The organism is Agrobacterium vitis (assembly GCF_014926405.1).
GTDB lineage: Bacteria > Pseudomonadota > Alphaproteobacteria > Rhizobiales > Rhizobiaceae > Allorhizobium > Allorhizobium vitis_H.
This window is the reverse complement of the sequence record NZ_JACXXJ020000005.1, coordinates 2,676,958-2,698,508: the sequence shown is the minus strand read 5'-3', so window position 1 is coordinate 2,698,508 and position 21,551 is coordinate 2,676,958. Positions and strand designations below refer to the sequence as shown.

At 55.1% G+C, this 21,551-nt stretch carries 19 protein-coding genes and 1 pseudogene; 8 read left to right on the top strand and 12 right to left on the bottom strand.

Features of this window, described 5'->3' with window-relative positions; all coding sequences use genetic code 11:
* Positions 1-445: 445 nt before the first annotated feature.
* The 4 genes and pseudogenes from IEI95_RS23840 to IEI95_RS23825 all read right to left on the bottom strand — a co-directional run bounded on the left by IEI95_RS23840 (position 446) and on the right by IEI95_RS23825 (position 4,238).
* Entirely contained in the window at positions 446-1,228 is a 783-nt protein-coding gene (locus IEI95_RS23840; protein WP_194417101.1) for a hypothetical protein, read from the bottom strand.
* Between the two features lie 72 nt (positions 1,229-1,300).
* Positions 1,301-2,317 (bottom strand): sulfotransferase domain-containing protein, encoded by a 1,017-nt coding sequence (locus tag IEI95_RS23835; protein ID WP_194417100.1) that lies wholly within the window; start codon positions 2,315-2,317, stop codon positions 1,301-1,303.
* 1,347 nt (positions 2,318-3,664) lie between these two features.
* Positions 3,665-3,978: pseudogene (locus IEI95_RS23830) on the bottom strand (leucine zipper domain-containing protein); the annotation flags it as partial.
* 20 nt (positions 3,979-3,998) lie between these two features.
* On the bottom strand, positions 3,999-4,238 hold the full coding sequence (locus IEI95_RS23825) for a hypothetical protein (protein WP_015914836.1): 240 nt from the start codon (positions 4,236-4,238) through the stop codon (positions 3,999-4,001).
* Positions 4,239-4,719: 481 nt separating this feature from the next.
* Between IEI95_RS23825 and IEI95_RS23820 the strand changes: the two genes are divergently transcribed.
* Positions 4,720-5,838, top strand: a complete 1,119-nt coding sequence (locus IEI95_RS23820) for a heme-binding protein (RefSeq protein WP_156531380.1) — start codon at positions 4,720-4,722, stop codon at positions 5,836-5,838.
* 237 nt (positions 5,839-6,075) lie between these two features.
* Here the strand turns inward: IEI95_RS23820 and IEI95_RS23815 are convergent, their stop codons facing one another.
* On the bottom strand, positions 6,076-7,905 hold the full coding sequence (locus IEI95_RS23815) for a glycosyltransferase family 2 protein (protein ID WP_234934261.1): 1,830 nt from the start codon (positions 7,903-7,905) through the stop codon (positions 6,076-6,078).
* 188 nt (positions 7,906-8,093) lie between these two features.
* On the opposite strand from IEI95_RS23815, the gene IEI95_RS23810 reads away from it, so the two are divergent.
* A complete protein-coding gene (locus IEI95_RS23810; protein ID WP_156531382.1) occupies positions 8,094-9,008 on the top strand; it encodes a transporter substrate-binding domain-containing protein in 915 nt (304 codons plus the stop codon).
* 19 nt (positions 9,009-9,027) lie between these two features.
* On the opposite strand, the gene IEI95_RS23805 is transcribed toward IEI95_RS23810, so the two are convergent.
* From IEI95_RS23805 to IEI95_RS23795, 3 genes are all read right to left on the bottom strand, one after another.
* Entirely contained in the window at positions 9,028-9,441 is a 414-nt protein-coding gene (locus IEI95_RS23805) for a tellurite resistance TerB family protein (RefSeq protein ID WP_156531383.1), read from the bottom strand.
* Between the two features lie 174 nt (positions 9,442-9,615).
* Positions 9,616-10,290, bottom strand: a complete 675-nt coding sequence (locus tag IEI95_RS23800) for a S24 family peptidase (protein WP_156531384.1) — start codon at positions 10,288-10,290, stop codon at positions 9,616-9,618.
* A gap of 225 nt (positions 10,291-10,515) precedes the next feature.
* Complete coding sequence (locus tag IEI95_RS23795) at positions 10,516-11,163, bottom strand: response regulator transcription factor (protein WP_015914842.1); 648 nt, start codon at positions 11,161-11,163, stop codon at positions 10,516-10,518.
* 445 nt (positions 11,164-11,608) lie between these two features.
* Here IEI95_RS23795 and IEI95_RS23790 point away from each other — a divergent pair, with 445 nt between their 5' ends.
* Positions 11,609-11,956, top strand: a complete 348-nt coding sequence (locus IEI95_RS23790) for a DUF952 domain-containing protein (protein WP_156531385.1) — start codon at positions 11,609-11,611, stop codon at positions 11,954-11,956.
* Positions 11,953-13,044 (top strand): quinone-dependent dihydroorotate dehydrogenase, encoded by a 1,092-nt coding sequence (locus IEI95_RS23785; protein ID WP_156531386.1) that lies wholly within the window; start codon positions 11,953-11,955, stop codon positions 13,042-13,044. Before IEI95_RS23790 ends, IEI95_RS23785 begins: the two co-directional genes overlap by 4 nt.
* Here the strand turns inward: IEI95_RS23785 and IEI95_RS23780 are convergent.
* From IEI95_RS23780 to IEI95_RS23770, 3 genes are read right to left on the bottom strand one after another with little or no spacing between them, the layout of a single operon-like run.
* Positions 13,020-14,366: an MATE family efflux transporter gene (locus IEI95_RS23780; RefSeq protein ID WP_420360074.1), complete on the bottom strand. Its 1,347-nt coding sequence runs from the start codon at positions 14,364-14,366 to the stop codon at positions 13,020-13,022. The two genes, IEI95_RS23785 and IEI95_RS23780, sit on opposite strands and share 25 nt — an antisense overlap.
* Positions 14,367-14,406: 40 nt before the next feature.
* A complete protein-coding gene (locus IEI95_RS23775; RefSeq protein WP_156531604.1) occupies positions 14,407-14,994 on the bottom strand; it encodes a CAP domain-containing protein in 588 nt (195 codons plus the stop codon).
* A gap of 22 nt (positions 14,995-15,016) precedes the next feature.
* Positions 15,017-15,283, bottom strand: coding sequence for a DUF6460 domain-containing protein (locus IEI95_RS23770; RefSeq protein ID WP_087727225.1), 267 nt, complete (start codon positions 15,281-15,283; stop codon positions 15,017-15,019).
* A gap of 169 nt (positions 15,284-15,452) precedes the next feature.
* Here IEI95_RS23770 and IEI95_RS23765 point away from each other — a divergent pair, with 169 nt between their 5' ends.
* The 4 genes from IEI95_RS23765 to IEI95_RS23750 all read left to right on the top strand — a co-directional run bounded on the left by IEI95_RS23765 (position 15,453) and on the right by IEI95_RS23750 (position 19,266).
* A complete protein-coding gene (locus IEI95_RS23765) occupies positions 15,453-16,427 on the top strand; it encodes a class I SAM-dependent methyltransferase (protein WP_156531605.1) in 975 nt (324 codons plus the stop codon).
* Positions 16,428-16,556: 129 nt separating this feature from the next.
* Positions 16,557-17,195 (top strand): DUF6198 family protein, encoded by a 639-nt coding sequence (locus IEI95_RS23760; protein ID WP_174109925.1) that lies wholly within the window; start codon positions 16,557-16,559, stop codon positions 17,193-17,195.
* A gap of 101 nt (positions 17,196-17,296) precedes the next feature.
* Positions 17,297-18,259 carry an alpha/beta hydrolase family protein gene (locus tag IEI95_RS23755; protein ID WP_204166271.1) on the top strand — a complete coding sequence of 321 codons (963 nt, stop codon included), beginning with the start codon at positions 17,297-17,299 and terminating at the stop codon, positions 18,257-18,259.
* Between the two features lie 455 nt (positions 18,260-18,714).
* Positions 18,715-19,266 (top strand): YagU family protein, encoded by a 552-nt coding sequence (locus tag IEI95_RS23750; protein ID WP_156531389.1) that lies wholly within the window; start codon positions 18,715-18,717, stop codon positions 19,264-19,266.
* A gap of 62 nt (positions 19,267-19,328) precedes the next feature.
* Here the strand turns inward: IEI95_RS23750 and IEI95_RS23745 are convergent, their stop codons facing one another.
* Positions 19,329-21,542: an FAD-dependent oxidoreductase gene (locus tag IEI95_RS23745; protein WP_156537815.1), complete on the bottom strand. Its 2,214-nt coding sequence runs from the start codon at positions 21,540-21,542 to the stop codon at positions 19,329-19,331.
* Positions 21,543-21,551: the final 9 nt, after the last annotated feature.

The following is a 21,551-nucleotide window of genomic DNA, read 5'->3' as shown; positions in this document are numbered from 1 at the left end:
CCAATGCCTGAGCCGTACCCGAATCCAGTACCCATTGCCTCGAAAGTTTCAGTGCCGGCCAAGTCTGCGGCAGCAGACCCGATGCCTATCCCCAAAAGACCGCCTCCCAGTCCTCCCACAGCGCCTACAGCCGAAGCGGTCACAGTATTTTTTACCGTCGAGGGTTCCCCATCAATTAGGTTTGCCACGTAGTTGCCCACGGCACCGCCGACAGCACCACCAACTGTCGCTCCTATGACGGTTCCAACCCCAAATGTCTCCGCAGCCGCAAGACCCGCGCCAGCTATTGTGAAAGAAGTACTTATAACCGTACTTGCAACGCTAGCCGCGAAAGAGTGGTGAGCTACAGCCTCGCCCTCTGCGAAGCCTTCAACCGCGCCTACTATGTCGGAAACTTCTACTTTGGCCACATTTATCTCCACTTGGGACGATTTCAATTAAATCTTCAGTTGGCTTCAACCGTTCTTAGTAAAATCTCTTCGTCGGACTGCGACCTCAATTGCCGAAGCTCATCAAATATAGATATAAATTTCGAAAATTTACGTATTGCGACCAATTTTGTGATGGTACTATAACCAAAATAAAATTTTTGAAGTATTATATTTACGCTAAAGCTAATGTTTTTAATTTTTCCTATCGAGTTTTTGCTTATTTTCAATTTTCCGGCCGGAAATTCTTGTATAGAACCCCCAAAAAATACGGAACCAAAGTCGTAATTTATTAATTTAGTGCAAGTTACATCAGTAAGCGTTTTTAAATCAAAATATACATATCCATCAAACTTCATATTTATACTATTTTTAAATTCAAACCCAAATATATCTTTAATGCCATAACAATACAAAATACAAAGTCTTTTGTCAGTAAGGCAGTAAACTACCCCAAAAAATCTTCGTGCAATCGATATTATCGTAGAAATTAAAAGGAAAAATATCAATAAAAATACTAAATTAATAATTAAAATTTCTTTAATATCCTTAAATATATTTAGGTATAGCGCCAATATTACGCATGTTGCAAAGTAAAAATGGATCACCCCAGGACCAAAGGAAATCAAACTAAAGCGAAAATCGGGAGACCCGATCCAAACTATTTTTTCATCATTCGAGAGAAATTCTGTTTTCAATTTCCATTTTTCTCTAAATATTTTGATAAATTCATCGCTTGGATAAAAAATGGAAAGACCTCTGAAAAGCGACAATTTTTCAATAGAGATATCAGAACACATTGTGGTTCCCTTTATTAATTTTCTGCCGCCAACGAAATTTCAATGAATTTCGAAATATACTGAGGAATCTCTTCATAGTCTTTTCGATTGTATGCCGGCATTCGGTGCCAGATAATTCATCCGCTGCATAATCGGCTCATGGTCTACTAGCACCTTACGAACCTGCGCAGTTGATAAAGTCTCCCGCCATTGCCCGGCTCGGCCCTCCCTGAAGAAGCGCTCTGAATGCTGTGGCTTTTCTTTAAATCCTTGTTCGGTTTCTTGCTTGGCCAATTCAGCAAAGGAAGACTTCTCTACAGCATCTCGAAGCTGCTTTTCAGTCGGATGCAACCCGAGAAAAACAGCTAACCCGCCAAACACGCGGTGGGGATTGGCCAACATGTCTTCGTAGCGCATTATATGAACGGGCCGAGATGCGACCCCCATCCAACTGGCGACATTCTGGCTCCAACTCCCGAGTATCTCACCAACGTGTTTTTCGGTGGGAAGTGTTCGAAAACCGGGCTGAGCCATGTCCGCGATAATAGCGTCTATGGAACGGGAGCAGTGATGCGCATAGGAAATAGCCACATCCAGTGGATTGCGGACGATATAGATGGCAGCCAGAGTGACATCCAGATTGATGGTTGGAGCACCGTAATCAGTTCCAAAACAGAGGTGCGTTTTGGTCAGCGAAAGACCCTGCTGTTGCCTAGAAATCAAAGCCTGCGCCGCAGGTCTCGCCTTGGCCATCTCTTCGGTTGTCGCACGCGTTGGCGCCTTGCCGAGGATTTGAGTATAATGAGGATAGCTGTGCTCCCAAATGGCATAGCGACCCAGGTCATTGATATCTTGTGAGCCCTGGGTTTCGCCGCGCAACTCCCTCAGCAGATTATGGACGAAAACACGAACCCAGGTATTTCCGGATTTTGGATAGGACGCGATCCAAATAATGTTCTGCCTGTTTTTGATTGGCGACATCAGTTCAACGGCGTCATTTTCGCGATCATCTGACAACGAGCTATTCTCGTCGCCGAATTGTTCAATTCGGTGTTCATCAGAAGAGACTTGTTCTGTAGTGGAATCTAACGGCGTGCTGTGTACATTCACAATACTCCTCCCACGAGTGTCGTAAAACGCTCATTTATAATTGAACAGAAATATAGGCGAAGAAAAGGATGAAAACTATTCATCCTTCATGTATATTATAAAGTCTGGAAATGAGTTTTACGATGTGCCCCATCAACTCATAGTGTCACAATGTTTGCTTTTACCGACATTTGCAATGTCAGTTGCGACCGAGAAAAGTCACGATTTCGTGTGAAGATGAAGAATATCTATGACGTCTTCTACAATTTGGAATTGTGTAAAATATTATTATGAATTTTTGGATGTATTTTGAGGATTTATATTTTAATTTTCGATTTTTATTAAATAAAAAACCGGATGGAAAGATGGGATAAAGAAGGTAAGCCGTTCAAGACTTATCGAAGATTTTGATCATATTCTTTCGACTGCTTTTACCGAAAGGGGTTCCTTTTGATAGTGCGGTATTTTGGAGTGGGATCGGGTGGCCACATTACTCAGAGGATTTATGCCTCGTTTTAATGTTTCTGTCGGCATTCCTCACTTCACGTTTCCGGTGATGGTTCAGATTTTTTCTCAGCGCGTTCGTGAAGGCCTTAAGTGGCGTGCGGTTTGCGATGCTGCGTCCCGGATAGCATCGTCGGTCTTGCGGCATCTGGTCGATACATTAAAAGACGCGCGGCGATCGCCTGTGTCGGCGTTCCGTCGTTGGCTGCGGCTATAACCGGTTATGCCGGTCGCTGCACAACACCCACCGTCCGTCGGTTCTGGTAAATTATCGTTGGAAACGGGGAAATGGACATCGCTTAAATGTTCTGCTGGCAAAATAGAACGATGCACGCCAGCGGCTCTTTCACGAAGGGTTGAGACAGGGGCTTTGCCGAATTTCGTTTTACAGCCCTATTGAAATGATTACGGGATTTGTAATGGATGCAGGCAATGTTTTACAGGTAACGAATTGATTTACATGTCTTAGCTGGAGCTTCCCAAGCTGAATACGAGGGTTCGATTCCCTTCACCCGCTCCAGAAAATTCAATAACTTACAAGAAATCTGTGTCACTCGTGTCAGTCCGTGTCACTTGCGCTGTTCGGCGCGGGCAACGGACACTTTTCGACTCATTTCCAATCCGTCGCCTCTGGCGTAGCGTTTTGTCATCTTTGATGTGGTGTGTGTTGCCAGATTTTGGACGGCCTCTATCGAGTCGGTGGCATCGACTGTTTCGGAAACTACACCCGCTCGCGTTTCCATCGCCTACACGTTTGCAGGGGAGCTACTGCATAATTCCTTAAACCGGAACCGGCTTAAAGAGAAAATTATACAGCAGATATAAAGCGCGACAGCGAACCTTTGTGCGCCATATAGGGTGAGAGGCGCTGTCGATATTTCTGATGCGTGAGAGCCCGGCACGCTTCAGGACACGGCTGACCGTTGCCGGTGACACGCCCGTTTCGATGGCGATGTGCTTGCTCCGGTCAGGCGTTGGCGGCGCAGCGTGATGATGCGGCTTGTCAGCGCCTGATCCGTCATCCTGGGGCTTGTATGCGGCCTGGACGAGCGATCCGCCATGGCCTCGCTGTCGCCCTGCCGGAAGCGATCCGTTCACCGCCGGACGATCTTGGTACAGACACCAAAGTTGCGGGCCGCCTGCCAGACTGGCATGCCATTAATGACACGACGTGCCATTCCTTTTAGACGCGATTACGTCAATCGGGCATAAGATCCGAAATCTGTCCGTGCGATACGAGCAAGCGGGGGTTCGTCATGCTTCCGTTTTCTTCATCGATAGTGACAGCGTATGCGGCAACGCCAATGTAGCGATCGGCCATTGCGCCAGCTATTTTCTCCGCAGAAGCGACGCTTGATGCTGGACGCATATCGCCCGGTACGATGCCAGCGCGATTCTTTTTAAACTGAACGACGATGATTTTTTCGGCTTCAGACATGTTGATGACCTCTCAATTGTTCTGTTTATGTTCTATTTTTTGAGAGGAGTCAATGCCGCTTTTTTCGGGCATGGAAGGATCGAATTCGCGTTTATACGCTTCTTATACCAAGTCTCGAAGATGCTGACGCATCCTCGCCTTGAAGGCATTGCAAATATCTCAAATGCTTGGCACGGCTTGAGATGTTTGCAAAGGCAATACCAACTGCCATTTTCAATGACCCTTGATATGACGAGCAGCTGTGCAATACCAACAGGTTGTGCTTGCCTTGCAGGAGTGAATTATGATGGGGTTTCCAGACGGTCCGGACCGTTGCAGCTCGGCCTGAGCATGACCATCTGGATAAACCTCACCACCACTTTTGATGGAATTCAATGGCATCATAACAATTAATGAGTGTTGATGTCGTTGACACGTTCTGTTTCGATCAATACGACCAATGGGAGAGTTATTTATAATATTCAACCATAAGGATTTATGGATGGAAGCCACGGTAGAAACTACGGCAGGGCGCATCGGTGGCGGGCAACAGGGGCAGTTCGTTGATCCGGTACAGCCAGTGGTGCCGCCGACGCTCAGCCTGCCGTTGATCAACGAGCCAGCCCAGGCGAACCCACACGCCGAAACCATGTCGGTTGGCGCGCTCAAATATCTCATCGGCACCTGGACCAACCAAAATATTGGCGCCTCCGGCCGTGGCGGACCGGAAAATCCGTTCTCCTACAATCTGATGACGCTGCCACAGTCACCCACTGCCGATCCCAGTGATCCTACTCAATCGCCGTTCGGTTATATCCTGAAGAGCATGTCTTATTATGAGGAAATAACGTTCTCGGCGGTTCATGGCACGGCGCCGAATCGCGGGGGTACAGGCAGCCAGATCTCCCACGCTCTGCTCTATGAGCAGCGGGTTTATATTTCGGACGGCCCGGACAAGGACACTCTGGTGCATTTCGAAAACGGCATTTGGGGTTTTCTTACGCCGGAGGCGCAGCAACTCGGGCCTTACGGCGACGGCGACGGGTTAGCGGCGGGCATGCAGACATTCGGCACGGTGCCACCCGAATTGCCTTACAACATCTTCAAACAGATTTCCGTGCCGCACGGTAATTCTGTGCTCGCCTGCGGTACTGTCGGTGCGAGCCCGGTGCAGCAGGGTGCCCCGATGATTGGCCCGCCGCCGCAGGTGCTGCCTGCCGGGAGTATCGATACCGGCGTCTACATACGCCAGTCGGTGCAGAACCTCAACCCGGTCTATGCGCAGAACCCCAATCAGCCGCTAAAGGATGCGCTGGCCGTCTCCCTGCCGATTAAGCAATTCGTTCAACTCGACGTCAATTCGGATCAAGGTGGTGGTGCCGTCGCCAACATCAACTACGAACAGGAACGCGCTGATGTGACGCAATATTACGCGACCTACTGGATCGAAGATACCGGTAACGGCCAGTTCGATCAGCTGCAATATTCTCAGACCATCATGCTAAAGATCCCGATCGTCCTGAAACCTGGTGACGCACCGACCGAGATCACCTTTCCGCACATCACCACAAATACACTGACCAAGGTGCCGGGCAGCGGCGTGCTGGTGGGCAAAAAATAAGTGCGCTGTTTTCGTTGTATCAATCAAGTGATTGAATATGACACTTGGTATAATACCATGTCTCTGACATGCTGATGCATCCTCGACTTGAGAAATTGAAAATATCTCAAATGCTTGCACGGCTTGAGATGTTTTCGAACGGAATACGAAGAGTCATCTTCAATGACCCTTCGTATACGTTTTTGTTTACGTATCGGATTCATCCGAAAACCGGTTCTTAACTTTCGGTTCGATGCTCTAAACAATACCCTTGTTCGGCTGTGCTTTTCGGTTTCGTTCGTTGCCTCTCGGCGCATGCGGGGTCTTGTTCCAGAAAAATGGCTTGGTTTTCAGCTCGATCATCGCCCGCCAGGCGGCGATGGACGTCATCAGCCAATAGAGCGGAATGAACAGATAGCGTCTGCCGATGCGGCGGCGCTCGAATTCGGTCATAGCGGCACGGCCGAGTGCGAGGAAAATCAGGTAACTGCCGAGAATATTCACCAGGTCGATCCAGAACACCGTCAGGTCGCGCAGGGGAATGCCAGTGGCAGGCGGGTTGGCCATGCTGTAGACGGTCATGGTCAGGAATAGCAGAAGGGCGGGATGGCTCAGCGATGATAGCAGCATGCCGCCAATCATCAGATGAAAGACGGCAAAGGCCGATCCCCCCATTTCCTTGCAGGCGACGCGCGGTTCGCGCATGACGATCAGCCATGTCTGTAGCCAGCCCTTGAACCATCGGCTGCGCTGGCCCATCCAGATGCGGCTGCTGACGGGTGCATCTTCAAGGGTTTGCCGGGTGATCGTTTCACAGCGGTAGCCGGCCCGGAACAGCCGCAGGCCGAGGTCGGCATCCTCTGTAACATTATAGGGGTCCCAGGCACCGACATCCTTCAAGGCCTCGATACGGAAATGGTTGGACGTCCCGCCGAGCGGCAAGGGCATGCCATGATAGGCAAGCATTGGCAGGGTGCCTCGAAACAAAGCCGCGTATTCGAGCGCAAACAAGGCACTAATCCAGCTTTCATCGCCATTGGCGATGATCAGCGGCGCTTGCAGGCAGGCCACTTCAGGTGGGCGGGACAGGAAATGGGCATAGGCCTCCTTGAGTTGGGCGGGATGCGGACGATCCTCTGCATCATAGAGGACCAGGAAATCACCACGTGCGCCTGACAGCGCATAGCTGAGTGCCTTCGGCTTGGTGCGCGGCCCAATCGGCGGGGTTGGGACGATCTCGATATGGGCTGGTATGTCGGCTTCTGCCAGCGCGCCCAGCGTGTCCAGGTCGTCGGCTTCGCAGACAAGCTTGATATCCAGCCTGGAAACCGGCCAGTCCAGCCGCCGCAGCCCGTCTATCAATTGCGGGATCATGCTGCTTTCCCGGTAAAGCGCCACAAGAACGGTATAGACCGGAAGCTCCACCGAGGCGGGCAAGACGGGCGGGGGATCGCTCGCTCCGATTCGATAGGCCAGGGTCGCGGCTCGAAAGGCGAGCATGCAAAGATAAAGCAGCGATGTCAGAATATGCATCACCGCCAGCGCGTCATAGCCAAAGGTGGAACAGGCGGCGAGTGTCGCCGTCAGCAGAGATCCCAGCCAGAAACCTTGTTTGCCGGTCAAGACCATGCGCGCCGAGGACAGTGGTGCCGTATCGAACAGATGTGCCGTGGCTTTTTCCACGCGGTGTCGGGCGCCAGCCTGCCAGATAGCGCCAGAAAGGGCTCTCGGCGTGGTGATGGCAAGCGATGCTCGCAAATCCGGAGCATGCGCGAGCCGCTCCTTCAAGACATGGAATTGCCGTGCCTCTGGAACGATGACGGTGATCGGCGCGCGGACTTTGTCATGCAGCCGCAATAGGCCCGGCTTACGCAATTGGCTGTCCATGTGGTCGGAATAGAGGACCTGCTCCACCGGAAGCACGGGCAGAAAGGGCAGGTCGAGATGCCGGGCGAGGGCGGCGTAATAGTCCTGCGCCTCCATGTCGCCAGTGGCCAGCAATTCCTGCTCTATCGATGTGCCATGGGCAAGCGCCTGCTGAATGAGACGCGACAGGAGCGGCTTTGGAAGCCCAAGCTGCTTCAGCACGAGCACTTCCTCGCCGAACCGTTCGACCAGATCGACGGAGGATCGCAGCAGGGGCGGTTCAGGCGTGGAAAGGGAAAATGAAAAAGAGGATATATGTGAAAATGGCGCGGCGCGTTTCCTCGCCGCGATTCTTTTGCTAAACAATAACCGTACCTCACACCCCATTTGCCTGCCCGAAAGCGATGATAATGAGCCGGTTGAAAGTTACATCCCTGAAAACCAAGGGGCGCATGAAGGCAATCACTGTATTGGCTGCTTTGACCCGTGGTGTGCTCCCTTTTCTATCCCTGGGTCTCGCACCCTTGCCCGTTCAGGCACAGGCGCTTCCATCCCAGCAATCGGTGCCGGTCCTGTTCGATGCGCGGGCGCGGTTGCCGAAGCCGGATCTATCGGTGCTGCTGCGATTGCGGTTTCTCACCACGGTGGATTTTCCACCTTTCAGTTTTCTTGATCAGACCGGCCATTTGACCGGCTATAATATCGATCTGGTACGGGAGATCTGCCGCGAACTGGATGTCGAGGCGAAATGCGAGGTTCAGGCCGTGCCCTTTTCCGATATGGAGATCGCGTTGCTGAGCAAGCATGGCGATGCTGCGGTGGCGGGCATGGCGGTGACGGCAGGGTTGCGGCGGGATTTTGCCTTTTCCAGACCTTATCTGATGTTGCCGGCCCGTTTCGTTGTGCCGCGTGACAATCTCGGCAAGGCCGATACGCCTGCGGCATTGGCCGGAAAGCCGGTTGGCATCGTCACTGGCACGGCGCAGGAAGCCATGCTGAAGGCATTTTTCCCGGCGATCACGCCGGTGGGTTTTGCCGATCAGGCCGCCTTGATGGATGCGCTGAAACAGAAAAAAATCCAGGCGGCCTTCGCCGATGGATTGCAGCTCTCGTTTTGGCTGGCCAGTGCCTCATCCGCCCAATGCTGCGCTTTTCTTGGCGGGCCTTTCCTGTCACAGCAGTTTCTTGGCGAAGGCATGACCATCATGGTGCGCAAGGAAGACGGCTTTCTGGCCGCCGCCTTTGACTATGCGCTGGTCTCCCTGTCGCGCAAGGGGAGGCTGGACGAATTGTCCCGCCGGTATTTTGCCGAGGGATTTTACTGAAATATCTCAAGCAGGTGTTTTATGGCTTGCGATAGCGCGCAATGGCGCTGCGCTCGATGGCCGCGCAGGTCAACTTGTCCAGGCCAAGACGATCCCGCAGCAATTGCAGCAGGCGGATTTCCTCCGGCAGAACGGTATGATCAACGGCGGCAACTTCGACGGCCAGTGCATAGGCCGTATCGTAAAGGCGCTCCGGCAGCGCGTCGCGGATGGTTTCCAGGGTGATGTCCAGTCCTTCCGGCCCAGCCAGCATGGTCGCGCAGCGTCTGGCCACATCCAAGACGGCGCTTTTATCGAAGCCTTCAAAGACCGGCGTGCTGGAGACCAGATTGCCGATCCGCTCAAGTTCCCGGTCATCCATGGCATTGTCGACGGCCGAGGTCATCACCATTGCGAAAATCAGGGCATCCTGAAGGGTCACCTGGGGGGTCATGGAAATTCTGTTCCTGTCATTTGCTTTATCGTATTGGGCTTATCTTATGGGCCATCTGGATATGGCCGAAGACCGGTTCGTCTTGAAGAATGGCGATTGCCCTCTGCCGTTTCAAGAGGCTGGCATTCTGCCTCAGCAGGCCCCCGCAAAAAATCGATGAATGGCAAATAATTCCTACTGGCTGACCCAGATGATTCGGGCGATCCATTCGACGTCCTGCATATCCAATACCCGGTTCGGATGGTCTGGATTGATCGAAATGAGATCGACGGTCCGCGCCGTCTGGCGGCCCAGTACCTTGGCCATGACCTCGCCATCGCAGGTTTTGACGACGACCCGGTCGCCCCGGCGCACAGGCGCTCCTGGCTCGACGATCAGAATGTCGCCATCGCGATAAAGTGGCTTCATACTGTCGCCCTGAATTTCCAGGGCATAGACGCCTGGCTTGGCGGAAGTCGGTAAATCCACCAGATCCCAGCCTTGTCCGGCCGGAAAACCGCCATCGTCGAAAAACCCGCCCGAGCCCGCCTGGGCCAAGCCAAGCAGTGGAATCGTGCCGATCTGCGGCGGAAAATTGCCATCCGGCAATGTGTCGTGAACGGCATTGCCATGATGGTGATCATTGCCGATCAGCGTGACGAATTGATCGATCCGCGCACCTGTCGCTTCCAGCACCTTGGCGATGGATTCGGTCGATGGCCAGCGCATACGTCCATCCGGCCCGACCCGCTTGGACTTGTTGAACGAGGTTGGATCAAGGCCGGCCTTTCGTGCCAGCCCGGACGGCGTCAAATGATACTGCTCGGCAAGCCGGTCAATCGCATTCCAGATTGTCTCGTGTGAAAGCATATCCCGCCAAACCCCGGCATTTATCAGCCGTCGACAAACGGCTTCGACCCACCTCGCCATATATCGGCCAAATGCGGTCGAGAGTAAAGATCTTGGAGGAATAAAATCCTCGATTGTTCCTGTTTCTGCGCACAAAGCCCAACTCGCCTCATGCCACGACGATGCGGACTTGAGGAGAGCGGGCAGATCGGCATCAGGCGAGGAAGATGAAAGCCAGTCCTGCCCTCAAGCGACCATGGCCATATTGAGCCGCCCCAGTTGGATGACCGCCTGGGTTCGGCTATCGACCTTGAGCTTGAGCAGAATGGCGGAGACATGCGCCTTGATCGTGGCTTCGGAAACGCTGAGTTCATAGGCGATCTGCTTGTTCAGCAAGCCTTCGCACAACATGCCGAGCACCCGGTTCTGCTGAGGGGTCAGTGTGCGCAGCCGTGCCATGATATCGGCCAGCTCAGGGTCCTGTTCCTGATCCTCGACATAGGATGAAGGCGTGAAGATATCGCCGTTAAGCACGGTCTGGATCGCGGAGCGAATGTCATCGATGCCAGAGGATTTGGAAATGAAACCGGAAGCGCCAAGCTCCAGCGAGCGGCGGATCGTGGCGCAATCGTCGGTGGCCGAACAGATAATGATCGGCAGGCTGGAAAACTCCGCGCGCAAGGCCATCAGGCCGGAAAAGCCGCTGACGCCTGGCATGGCCAGATCGAGCAGAAGAACATCGGCATCCGGATGCTGATCCGCCGCCAGTCGGGCCGCCTCGAAATCGCCAGCTTCGACAATGTCCTGCCTGCCATCCATGCCGCTCACGGCTTGCCGAAGCGCGCCGCGAAACAAGGGATGATCGTCCGCGATAATGATTGTTTGCTCAGCCATCGTCTGCCCCCTCCCAAGAGCTTTCGTTGTGCAGCACCGCTCGCGTCTGTCGCGTCGGGATGTTAGTTTAACGTTTGTTCTGCTGTTTGTGCAAGCGGGAACACCGAGGCCGGCGTCCGATCGCCCAATTCCCGGCTCTAATCCTGTGCTGAAGGGATGCAAGATAGCATTCTATTCATAGGGTTGGGTCAGGAATTAAATAATACCATAGATTGCTTTGGGTGAACAATACATCAAGCCGAAAATGGCGGTTACGAAAATGATCATGCCTGGAGTGTGCTTTGATATATTGATGCCAGTCACTCCAGGGCTATGTGATGGCCCGCCATAGGGGACGAATTCGGTTCATTTCCGCCGTCTGATGCTGTCTGGCGTGGACAAGACGTTGCTGTTGGGGCAAACCGGCGCAACGCTCGTGTCCCAAGATCGCGATAAGGATGACATCATGGCAAATGCAATCTACAAGATCGTGCCAGACGCCCTCTGGCAAAAGGCCCGTGCCGATGGTGTGTTTGCCGGTGCGCCAATCGATCTCCAGGACGGTTTCATCCATTTTTCCACTGCGATCCAGGCGAAGGACACCGCAAGATTGCATTTTGCCGGACAACAAGACCTGTTGCTGGTCGCGGTCGATGGGGAGGCACTGGGAGCGGCCCTGATATTTGAACCCTCACGCGGCGGCGCGCTGTTTCCGCATCTTTATGCACCCTTGCCGCTCTCCGCTGTTTTATGGGAAAAACCGCTGCCGCTTGGAAAAGACGGCCTGCACCAGTTTCCGGAGGAGATGGCATGATCGATCCGTTCAAGCGTTTCGCCCGCCCGGGCCTGTTTTTGTTCGACGCCGAAACCGCCCATGGCCTGTCGATTGCCGGGTTAAAAACCAGTCTGATGCCGAAATGCCACTTGCCGGACGATCCCCGGTTGGCGCAGACTGTTGCTGGTCTGCATTTTCCCAACCCGCTCGGCATGGCGGCAGGCTATGACAAAAACGCTGAAGTGCCGGACGAATTGCTGGGTCTCGGCTTCGGCTTTGCAGAAGTGGGAACGCTGACACCAAAGCCGCAGGGCGGTAATCCCAAGCCCCGGATTTTCCGGTTGGTCCGCGATGAAGCCGTCATCAATCGTCTCGGATTTAATAATGAAGGGCATGAGGCGGCCTTTGCCAGGCTGAAGGCGCGATCAGGCAAGCCGGGCGTGGTCGGCATCAATATTGGCGCCAACAAGGATGCCGAGGACCGGATTGCCGATTATGTCACGGGCATTCGGCGCTTTTATCCGCTGGCCAGCTATTTCACCGCTAATATTTCCTCGCCCAACACGCCGGGCCTGCGAGATTTGCAGGCAAAGGATAGTCTCGGTCACTTGCTGGATGCGGTGCTGGCCGCCCGCGCCGATGAGGCGGCCAAGGCGGGCCGTCGGGTGCCGGTCTTTCTGAAGATCGCCCCTGATCTGACCGAGGAAGGCATGGATGACATTGCTGAAGTGGTTCTGGCCCGCGATCTGGATGGGTTGATCGTCTCTAACACCACGCTGTCGCGCGATGGCCTGGCGGATACAAGGCAGGCGGGCGAGGCGGGCGGATTGTCGGGCAAGCCCTTGTTCGAGAAATCGACGGCGGTGCTGGCCCGTATGCGCCACCGGGTTGGAGCGACCCTGCCGATCATTGGCGTCGGTGGTGTTTCCTCGGCGCAGACGGCGCTGGAGAAAATCAAGGCCGGTGCCGATCTGGTGCAGCTCTATTCCTGCATGGTTTATGAAGGGCCGGGCTTGCCCGTTTCCATCGTCAAGGGCCTGTCACAGGCGCTGGACCGCGATGGCATTGCCTCGATTGCGCAACTGCGTGACAGCAGGGTTGATTACTGGCGGGCGCTGAAGGTCTGATCGCGGCGGCTTTTGAGCCGCAGCGCCAGGAAAAGGCCGCGAAACGCCAGAAACAGGTTGAGCGCCAGCCATAGTCCGTGATTGCCTAGCAGCGGCACGAACAGCGCCAGCGCAATAAGATAACCGGCAAAGGCCGCCAGCATCATATTGCGCATATCGCTAGACCAGGCGGCCCCGATGAAGACCCCGTCCATCTGGAAGGCCAGCGCCCCGGTCATCGCGGTCATGGCGGCCCAGGGCAGAAACTCGCGTGCCACGCGGCGAACCTCTTCAGCCGTCGTCATCATGTCGATGATCGCTCCACCTGCGCCCAGGAAAAACAGCAGGCTGGTGAGCGCCAGTCCGAAGGACCAGAGGCTGGTGAGCCTGACGGCCTGGTCGAAAGCGGGGCGGTAGCGGGCACCGACAGCCCGGCCAACGATCTGTTCGGCAGCATTGGCAATGCCATCCAGATAGAAGGAGGCAATCATGAAGAAATTCATCAGCAGCGCATTGGCGGCAAGGGTCACGGCCCCAAAGCCGGTGCCGATCCGGGTCAATACCGTGAAGGCCGCCAGCAGCACGAAGCTACGGATCAGGATATCGCGGTTGAGGGCAAACAATTGGGCGAGCTTGTTGCGATCCAGCAATTCGGCCAGGGACGGAAACAGTGCCTTGTCGGTGCGGGCCAGAATGATCGCCAACCCCGCAAGCGTGGCGGTGGCTTCCCCGGCCACGGCCCCCCAGGCGACGCCGGATACGCCCCAGCCAAGATGAAGACCAAGATAGATTGAAAGCAGAATATTGACGCCGTTCAGCGCAATTTGCAGGCCAAGCGCCAGCGCGCCTTTGCCGCGCCCCAGGATAAAGCCCATGATGGTGAAGTTGGCGAGCGTCAGCGGCCCGGCCAGGATGCGGGTGGAAAAATAGATCGACGTCACTTCAGCCACCCGTCCCTGTGGCCCCATCAGCGCCAGCCCGGCCTTGAGCAGCAAGGGAGATAGCAGCAACAACAGCAGCCCAATGCCCAGCGACAGGATCATGGAGCGACAGAACACCGCGACCTGATCGCGTGCATCCTGACGACCATGGGCCTGCGCCACCAGCGCGGTGGTGGAGGCGCGCAGGAAATTGAGACTGGCAAACACCAGATCGAACAGCACGGCACCAATTGCCAGGCCCGCAAGCGCTGCCGCTTCGCCGGTTCGGCCAATGACGGCGGTATCGGTAATGCCCAGAAGCGGCGTGGTTATATAGCCAATGGTCATCGGAATGGCGATGGCCAGCACGCCGCGATGGGTCACACGAAAAGCGCGGTCGGGGGGATTGGCGATGGTCATCAAAGGCTCCAGCAGGCGAGGAACGGCCCGCCGAAGCCCTTTATCACCCGATTCTTAAGCGAATGCCAGTTGGCGGCGGTCCCATTTCGCTCTCTGGACGTGGCGTGCCGGACAGAACCATGGCCCAATACGGCTTGTTACCGCGTGACGGTATGCGCGCCACGGCGACGCCCAGCCCGTGATAGGGGCCGAGCATGTTTTCCAGATGATGGGACGAGGTGATCCAGGCCTGCATGGCGGCATCCGCCGTCTGCTGCAACATGGCGACATTTTCAGCGGCTGGAAGCTGGACATTACCTGAGCGCATCCGCGCGCCAAAACTGTCGCCCATGCCGATCAGATGCGCCATTTTTTCCGCCTGGGCCATGCGATTGGCCTGGAACATCGCGGCCTTGGCTGCTTGTGGGTCATTGACCAGCACCGACTTGCCGTTTTTCTGGCGCAGTGCGTTGACCATTGGCAGAAAGGCGGCGGTCTCGTCCTCAACATCTGAGGGGGCGGAAGGCTTGAGCGAAGGCGTGGCGCAGCCGCTCAGCAGGGCTCCAAGGCCAAGGCCGCCCAGCGCCAAAAGCTCGCGGCGGCCAGCCTTTGGCGTTGAGACGGCCTTTTGCGTTGAGACGGCTTGGGGCATCAAGAGGGATTTGGATCGCATGTTATTTCCGCAGATTGAGAAGCCGGATCAGGATGAAAACCGGAATGACGATACTGGCACCCAGCAACAAATAGTCCCCGAACTGGCCCAGCGCCGCAAACCCCTTGTGCCAGACATCCAGGACGAAATGCCGGATACCCTCGATGATGTCATAGGGGTAAATGCCGAATATCCGCATGACAAAGCCGACGATCACCGAAACGACGAGCAGTTTGATGATCGTTCGGCCAATCGAATCGCCCAGAAATCTGTTCACGCCATCGGTCATGGCCTAGTCTCCTGTTTCCCGCTCCGTTGAGCATAGGCCCACATAAGCATTGGATTATGGCGGTGCAAGCGCGATGAGGGCTGTTGTTGGCAGTGACAAGATTCCGCTTGCGTTTTTCAAGGCTTGCTCCATTGCTCCGAAATCATATTTTGAGGATCGTTCGACATCCATGCATGGCATCCAGCCCGCCTTTGGCCATCTCCCTTCTGGACAACGATCCTCCGGTGATATCACCGCTGATCGCCGCGCTGATTATGCCCGGATGCTCTCGGAAAGCGGCGATCACGCCGCTGCCGCAGAGCTGATGGAACAGGCGCTGGAACTCGCGCCGACGTGGGTGGCGGGGTGGTTTCTGCTGGGGGAATACCGGGCCAAGGCGGGCTTGATCGAGACGGCAGCGGATGCCTATCGGCAGGTGCTGACACTCGACCCCGAGGATGTTTTTGCCGCCGGGCTGAAACTGGTGCTGATCGGCGCGCAAGCCATGCCGGAAAAGCCGCCGAGCCGCTATGTGGCGGCGCTGTTTGATGATTATGCCGACCGCTTCGACACAGCCCTTGTGGACAAGCTGGACTACCGGGTGCCGAAAAAGCTGGCGGCGATGATTTCACGGATTGGTGGTGCGGACCGGCGCTATCGCCGCACTGTGGATTTCGGTTGCGGCACTGGCCTGCTGGGCATGGAACTGCGGCCATGGGTCGATCATCTTGAGGGTTACGATCTGTCGTCGGCCATGCTGGCCAAGGCACGGGAAAAACAGATCTACGATGATCTGGCGATCGCGGATTTGTCGCTTGATGCGGAGGCCTGCGGTCTGTTTGGTCCTGCAAAGGGCGAGGGGCGTGCTGATCTGGTGACGGCAGCTGATGTGCTGATGTATCTTGGCGCATTGTCCGGCGTCTTTGGGCTGGCGGCCGATCTTCTGGAACGGGGCGGCTATTTCGCTTTTTCCGTCGAAAAACAGCTGGGGGAGGAGAGCTTCAGCCTGGCGCAGTCGCTGCGCTACCAGCATAGCGAGGCCTATGTGGTCTGCGAACTGGAAGCCAAAGGCTTTACCCTGCTCGAAAGCCAGCAGGAGGTCATTCGCATGGATGGCGGAAAACCCATCCAAGGCATTCTGTTTGTTGCGGCTAAGAGCGGCTGAAAGACCGAATATTGCGATCTTGCCGATAGGTCAGTCTTGCTGACGCAACCCGCTTGAAACCTGCCGATTTTCAGGCATCTTCATGGATGAAACTGCGGAAGAAACCGCCCGTCCAGATGGAGAATGGTGATGGCATTGATGAGCAATCTGTTCGGCATCTGGAACGACAATCCCGCCCGTCACAACCGGGCCGAGGATATCCAGGGTATTATCTGCGGCACGATGATTTCGGCGCTCGGCCTCTATCTCATTGCCAAGATTGGTCTCGTCACCAGCGGCATGGCGGGTCTTGCCTTCGTCATCCATTACTGGACGGGCTGGAGCTTCGGTCTGGTGTTCTTCCTGCTCAACATGCCTTTCTACATTCTCTCCATCAAACGGGTCGGCTGGGATTTTACCCTCAAAACCTTCGTGGCCGTGGCGCTGACCTCGTTTCTCGTCGAAATCGAAAGCCGCTTCATCGTCATCGAGAGCATCAATCCGGTCTGGGGCGCCATCCTCGCGGGACTGTTGCTCGGCTTCGGCCTGCTGGCGCTTTACCGCCACCGCGCCAGCCTCGGCGGCATCGGTATCCTCGCGGTCTTCGTCCAGGACCGTTTTGGCATCCAGGCGGGATTGGTGCAATTGGCCTTTGACGTCGTGGTCATGGCGCTGGCCTTTACCGTGGTCAGCCCGTGGGTGGTCGGTTGCTCGATTATCGGGGCTGTGGTGCTGAATGTGTTCGTGCTGATCAACCATCGGTCGGATCGGTATATTGCTTTGCGGTGATGGAAGAAACAGGATGCGGTATTCCGCCTTTCGTCTTGACCTCATCCTCTAAATGTCGTGACTACCAGTCCAGGGTTGTCGGTCTCGCTGGAGGGGTTGCCGTGAGGGTTGGGAGATTTCTGCTTGCTGCGGTGCTTATTTTGACCGCAGGGCAGGCGAATAGTGCGGGTTTGAAGTCCTTCGACATTCCTGCCGATGGTGAAGGACCCCTGCTGAAAGCTGTGGAGTGGTCGCCCTGTGCAAAGCCAGATGGAGAGATTAAGGCTGGCCCCTTTATTCTTTCGGGGGTTCGAGATTGTCCGGTTGAGGGAGAAAATCGACCACTGATTGTGATTTCCCATGGCTTCGGCGGCACCAATCTCAGCCATCATGACACGGCAGAGGCATTGGCAGACGCAGGATTTGTCGTTGTGGCGATCAATCACCCTGACGATACCGCTGCAAACAAAGAGAGACAGCATAATCTCAAGGCTTTGATCAGTCGTCCGGTGGACGTGAAGCGGGTCATCGACTTCATGCTCGGCTCTTCCCCGGATGCAGCCAGGATTGATCCTCAGTCTATCGGCTTTTTCGGATTTTCCCGAGGTGGATATACCGGGCTTGTTCTGGCAGGGGCGAACCCGGATTTTGGAAGCTTGCGTTCACCGTGCCAAGATCAGACTGGAGCCGCCTGTGATCATGCGAACCGGGACGCCTTTCCGAACGTCGCTTTGCATCATGACCAGCGTATCAAGGCATTTGTGATCGCCGATCCACTCAGCAGTGTTTTTTCTGCGCCAAGCAGTGTGCAAAATGTCAACGCACCCATCCAGATGTGGGGTTCTCAATATGGTGGAGATGGTGTCTCTCCAGAAAACCTTTTGACAGTTGCTCGTAACTTGCCTGACAAACCTGACTTTCATGTCGTGCCAAACTCTGAGCACTTTGCATTTTTGACCGTTTGCCCCGCAGAACTGACCAAAAGCCTCCCAGAACTTTGCAGTGATAGGCCGGGGTTTGATCGAGCCGCCTTTCATCAGGGCCTTAACAGCCAGGTGGTGACATTCTTTAAGGCGCATCTGTAAAGTTTTAGCGGTGCTGCTGAAATGTAGAGATATGAAATCATTCATAAAAATGCTGGCATTGCTGCCAGTTCATGTCGTCTTGAAGTTAACCGTGCCGGAGCCGGATCGGCAATCGTTGCCTTCACAACGTTTACCTTAAATCCAACCCAATTTCAGATGAGAATTCTGCAAGAAATTTAAGGAACTACAGCGTTTTTGTGTGTTCGGTAAAATCCACTCACACCTTAAAATTGAAGTCTGCATCCTACGGCATCAATGAAATCCAGACCAACCTTGATCAGGATCAAGGGCGGTGGACGTGTTTTCTCCCATGATCCAGACAACGGCAGTCATGATGGATGCACGCATATTCCTATTGTAATTCATGAGGATAAGTCACGATTTGACGCTCGTGCCGTTGCATTTTTTGCAAAAGCCCCTGGTCTTTAGGGGTATCCGCCAGAAGGATATTTATAATGTTGGAAAATAAGGTCAATCGACAGGTTATTGTCTGGACCACCCTCATAGGCGGTTTCATCAGTTCACTGGTCAAATGGGGATCTGAGGTCAATATGCCGCCGCGCGTGCCGGGCGAAGTGTCACCTCCGGGTGCTCATATCGATGCGTGGCTTGGAGGATTTGGCTTCAATTCGCATTCGCTCGATTACATCTATCAGGGCGTCACCGTGCCTGGAGCTGTCACGCTGTATCACTGGCTGTTCAGTTTCGCCTTTGCTTTGGTCTATGTTTTCGCTTCCGCTTATTGGCCGAAGATCAGGCTCTGGTATGGCGCGTTTTATGGATTGATCATCACCGTGGTGATGCATGGATTTCTCATCCCGCTGCTCGGCTTTAGAAATCCGGTTTACGCCAATGGCGCCACAGGATGGCTGTGGAACCTCAACGGGTTTGAACTCTGGAGCGAGATCCTCGGCCATATCTATTGGTCGGTATCGATTGAAATTTGCATGATTGCTGTATTGGCTTATTTCGCCAGGCCTATTCAGGGCGATTGGGTCAAAGCTTAAACCCTATGACCACATAAAAGCGGGGAGGCATTTCTGCCTCCCCGTTCTATTTTGCCTGGCAATCAGGCCGCCTGCTTGGCTGCCCCATAGGGATCAAACCGCCCGTAGAAGGTCTCGCCCTTCTGCGCCATCTCCTTGAGCAGCGGCGTTGGTGCAAAATGCGGGCCGTAGTCCTTGGCCAGCCGTTCGCAGAGTGCCACGAAGGTCTTCACGCCCATGCCGTCGATGTAGGACAGCGCGCCGCCGGTATAGGGGGCAAAGCCGAAGCCGAGGATAGAGCCGACATCAGCTTCGCGCGGGTCAACCACGATGCCTTCTTCCATGGTGCGGGCCGCTTCCAGGGCGATGGTCGCCAGGAAACGCTCTTGCAGGGTTTTGACATTGACGTCATCAGGCTTTTGCTGCGGATAAAAGTCCTTCAGGCCCGGCCAGACATGCTTTTTGGCAGGCTTGGCGGGGTAATCATAGAAACCCTTGCCGTTCTTGCGACCAAAGCGTTCTTCCTTCTCGACCATGCGGGCCACCAGTTCCATATGGCGCGGGTCCACGGCCTTCTCACCAAGATCGGCAATGGTGGCCTTGAGGATCTTGTAGGACAGATCGATTGCCACTTCATCGTTGAGGGACAGCGGACCAACCGGCATGCCGGCGAATTTCGCGGCATTTTCGATCATCACCGGCGGCACGCCTTCCAGCAACATGTCGTAGCTTTCCGCCATGTAGCGCAGTACGCAGCGGTTGACGAAGAAACCACGGGTGTCATTGACGACAATCGGTGTCTTCTTGATGGCTGCCACATAGTCGAGAGCCACCGCCAGCGCCTTGTCGCCGGTCTCCTTGCCGAGGATGACTTCCGTCAGCATCATCTTTTCGACCGGCGAGAAGAAATGGATGCCGATGAAATCCACTGGGCGTTTGGAGTTCTTGGCAAGACCCGTGATCGGCAGGGTCGAGGTGTTGGAGGCAAAAATTGCCCCTTCCGGCAGCACGGCCTCAATCTTTTCAATCACGGCCTTCTTGACGTCGCGGTCTTCAAACACCGCTTCGATCACCAGATCGGCATCCGACAGGGCGGAATAATCGTCGCTGGGCGTGATCAGAGACAGCAGCTTTTCGCCGTCTTCCTTGCTCATCTTGCCCTTGCCGATTGCACCCGACACCAGGCCTTCGGCCACGGACCTGCCCTTGTTGGCAGCCTCCATGTCGCGGTCGATCAGCACTACGGGCAGACCGGCGGCGGCGGTGACATAGGCAATCGATGCGCCCATGAAACCAGCGCCAACCACGCCAACCTTCTTGATGGTGCTTTTCGGCTGGCCAGCCGGGCGGCGCGCGCCCTTGCCAAGCTCCTGAAGTGAGATGAACAGCGAGCGGATCATCGAGAAGGCTTCAGTGGTCTGGACGATTTCGGTGAAATAGCGCTGCTCGATGCGAAGGCCGGTGTCGAACGGCACCTGCAAGCCTTCGTAAACGCATTTCAGGATCGCCAGGGCGGCCGGGTAATTGCCGGAGGTTTCACGGCGCAGCACAGCCGGTGCCGCTGGCCAAAGCTGGGCCGATGCCGGTGTCCAGATGCCACCGCCTGGGGCTTTGAAGCCTTTTTCATCCCAGGGGGCAACCGGCTTCAAGCCATCCTTGATCATCTGCTTTGCGGCTGTAATGAGCTGGTCCGGCTCCACCACCTGATGCACGAGGTTCATGGCCTTGGCGCGTTGCGGCGTCAGGGTCTGGCCGGTGGTCATCATTTGCAGGGCGTCCTGGGCATTGGCCAGACGCGGCACACGCTGCGTGCCACCCGCGCCGGGGAAAATGCCAACCTTGACTTCGGGCAGCGCCAGCTTCACCGATTTGCCGTTGGAGACCACGCGGCCATGGCAAGACAGGGAGAGTTCGAATGCGCCGCCCATGCAGGTGCCGTTGATGGCCGATACCCAGGGCTTGCCATTGGTCTCGATCTTGCGCCACAGCCAGCTCATCCGGCCAGCGGCGTCGAACAGTTTTTGCACGGCATTGGCCGGGTCCTTGGCGCGTTCTTCCTCTACCATGGAGAACATGCCGCGGATCATGCTGAGATCGGCTCCGCCGGAAAAGGCGGATTTGCCTGACGTGAACACCACGCCCTTGACGGCTGCATCCGCGACGGTGGCATCCACAATCGCTTCGATTTCGTCCATCACCTCCATGGTGAAGACATTCATGCTCTTGTCGGGCATGTCCCAGGTGACAAGGGCAATGCCGTCTGCATCGGTCTCAACGGTGAAATTCTTATAGGTCATTGTCATCCC

What these genes read in the sequence shown, in the direction of transcription:
- IEI95_RS23790 (WP_156531385.1), top strand. Translation starts at nt 11,609, where the DNA reads ATGGCAAATGCAATCTACAAGATCGTGCCAGACGCCCTCTGGCAAAAG.
- IEI95_RS23795 (WP_015914842.1), bottom strand. Translation starts at nt 11,163, where the DNA reads ATGGCTGAGCAAACAATCATTATCGCGGACGATCATCCCTTGTTTCGC.
- IEI95_RS23820 (WP_156531380.1), top strand. Translation starts at nt 4,720, where the DNA reads ATGGAAGCCACGGTAGAAACTACGGCAGGGCGCATCGGTGGCGGGCAA.
- IEI95_RS23785 (WP_156531386.1), top strand. Translation starts at nt 11,953, where the DNA reads ATGATCGATCCGTTCAAGCGTTTCGCCCGCCCGGGCCTGTTTTTGTTC.
- IEI95_RS23745 (WP_156537815.1), bottom strand. Translation starts at nt 21,542, where the DNA reads ATGACCTATAAGAATTTCACCGTTGAGACCGATGCAGACGGCATTGCC.
- IEI95_RS23840 (WP_194417101.1), bottom strand. Translation starts at nt 1,228, where the DNA reads ATGTGTTCTGATATCTCTATTGAAAAATTGTCGCTTTTCAGAGGTCTT.
- IEI95_RS23765 (WP_156531605.1), top strand. Translation starts at nt 15,453, where the DNA reads ATGCATGGCATCCAGCCCGCCTTTGGCCATCTCCCTTCTGGACAACGA.
- IEI95_RS23750 (WP_156531389.1), top strand. Translation starts at nt 18,715, where the DNA reads ATGTTGGAAAATAAGGTCAATCGACAGGTTATTGTCTGGACCACCCTC.
- IEI95_RS23810 (WP_156531382.1), top strand. Translation starts at nt 8,094, where the DNA reads ATGAGCCGGTTGAAAGTTACATCCCTGAAAACCAAGGGGCGCATGAAG.
- IEI95_RS23825 (WP_015914836.1), bottom strand. Translation starts at nt 4,238, where the DNA reads ATGTCTGAAGCCGAAAAAATCATCGTCGTTCAGTTTAAAAAGAATCGC.
- IEI95_RS23760 (WP_174109925.1), top strand. Translation starts at nt 16,557, where the DNA reads ATGGCATTGATGAGCAATCTGTTCGGCATCTGGAACGACAATCCCGCC.
- IEI95_RS23770 (WP_087727225.1), bottom strand. Translation starts at nt 15,283, where the DNA reads ATGACCGATGGCGTGAACAGATTTCTGGGCGATTCGATTGGCCGAACG.
- IEI95_RS23800 (WP_156531384.1), bottom strand. Translation starts at nt 10,290, where the DNA reads ATGCTTTCACACGAGACAATCTGGAATGCGATTGACCGGCTTGCCGAG.
- IEI95_RS23775 (WP_156531604.1), bottom strand. Translation starts at nt 14,994, where the DNA reads ATGCCCCAAGCCGTCTCAACGCAAAAGGCCGTCTCAACGCCAAAGGCT.
- IEI95_RS23805 (WP_156531383.1), bottom strand. Translation starts at nt 9,441, where the DNA reads ATGACCCCCCAGGTGACCCTTCAGGATGCCCTGATTTTCGCAATGGTG.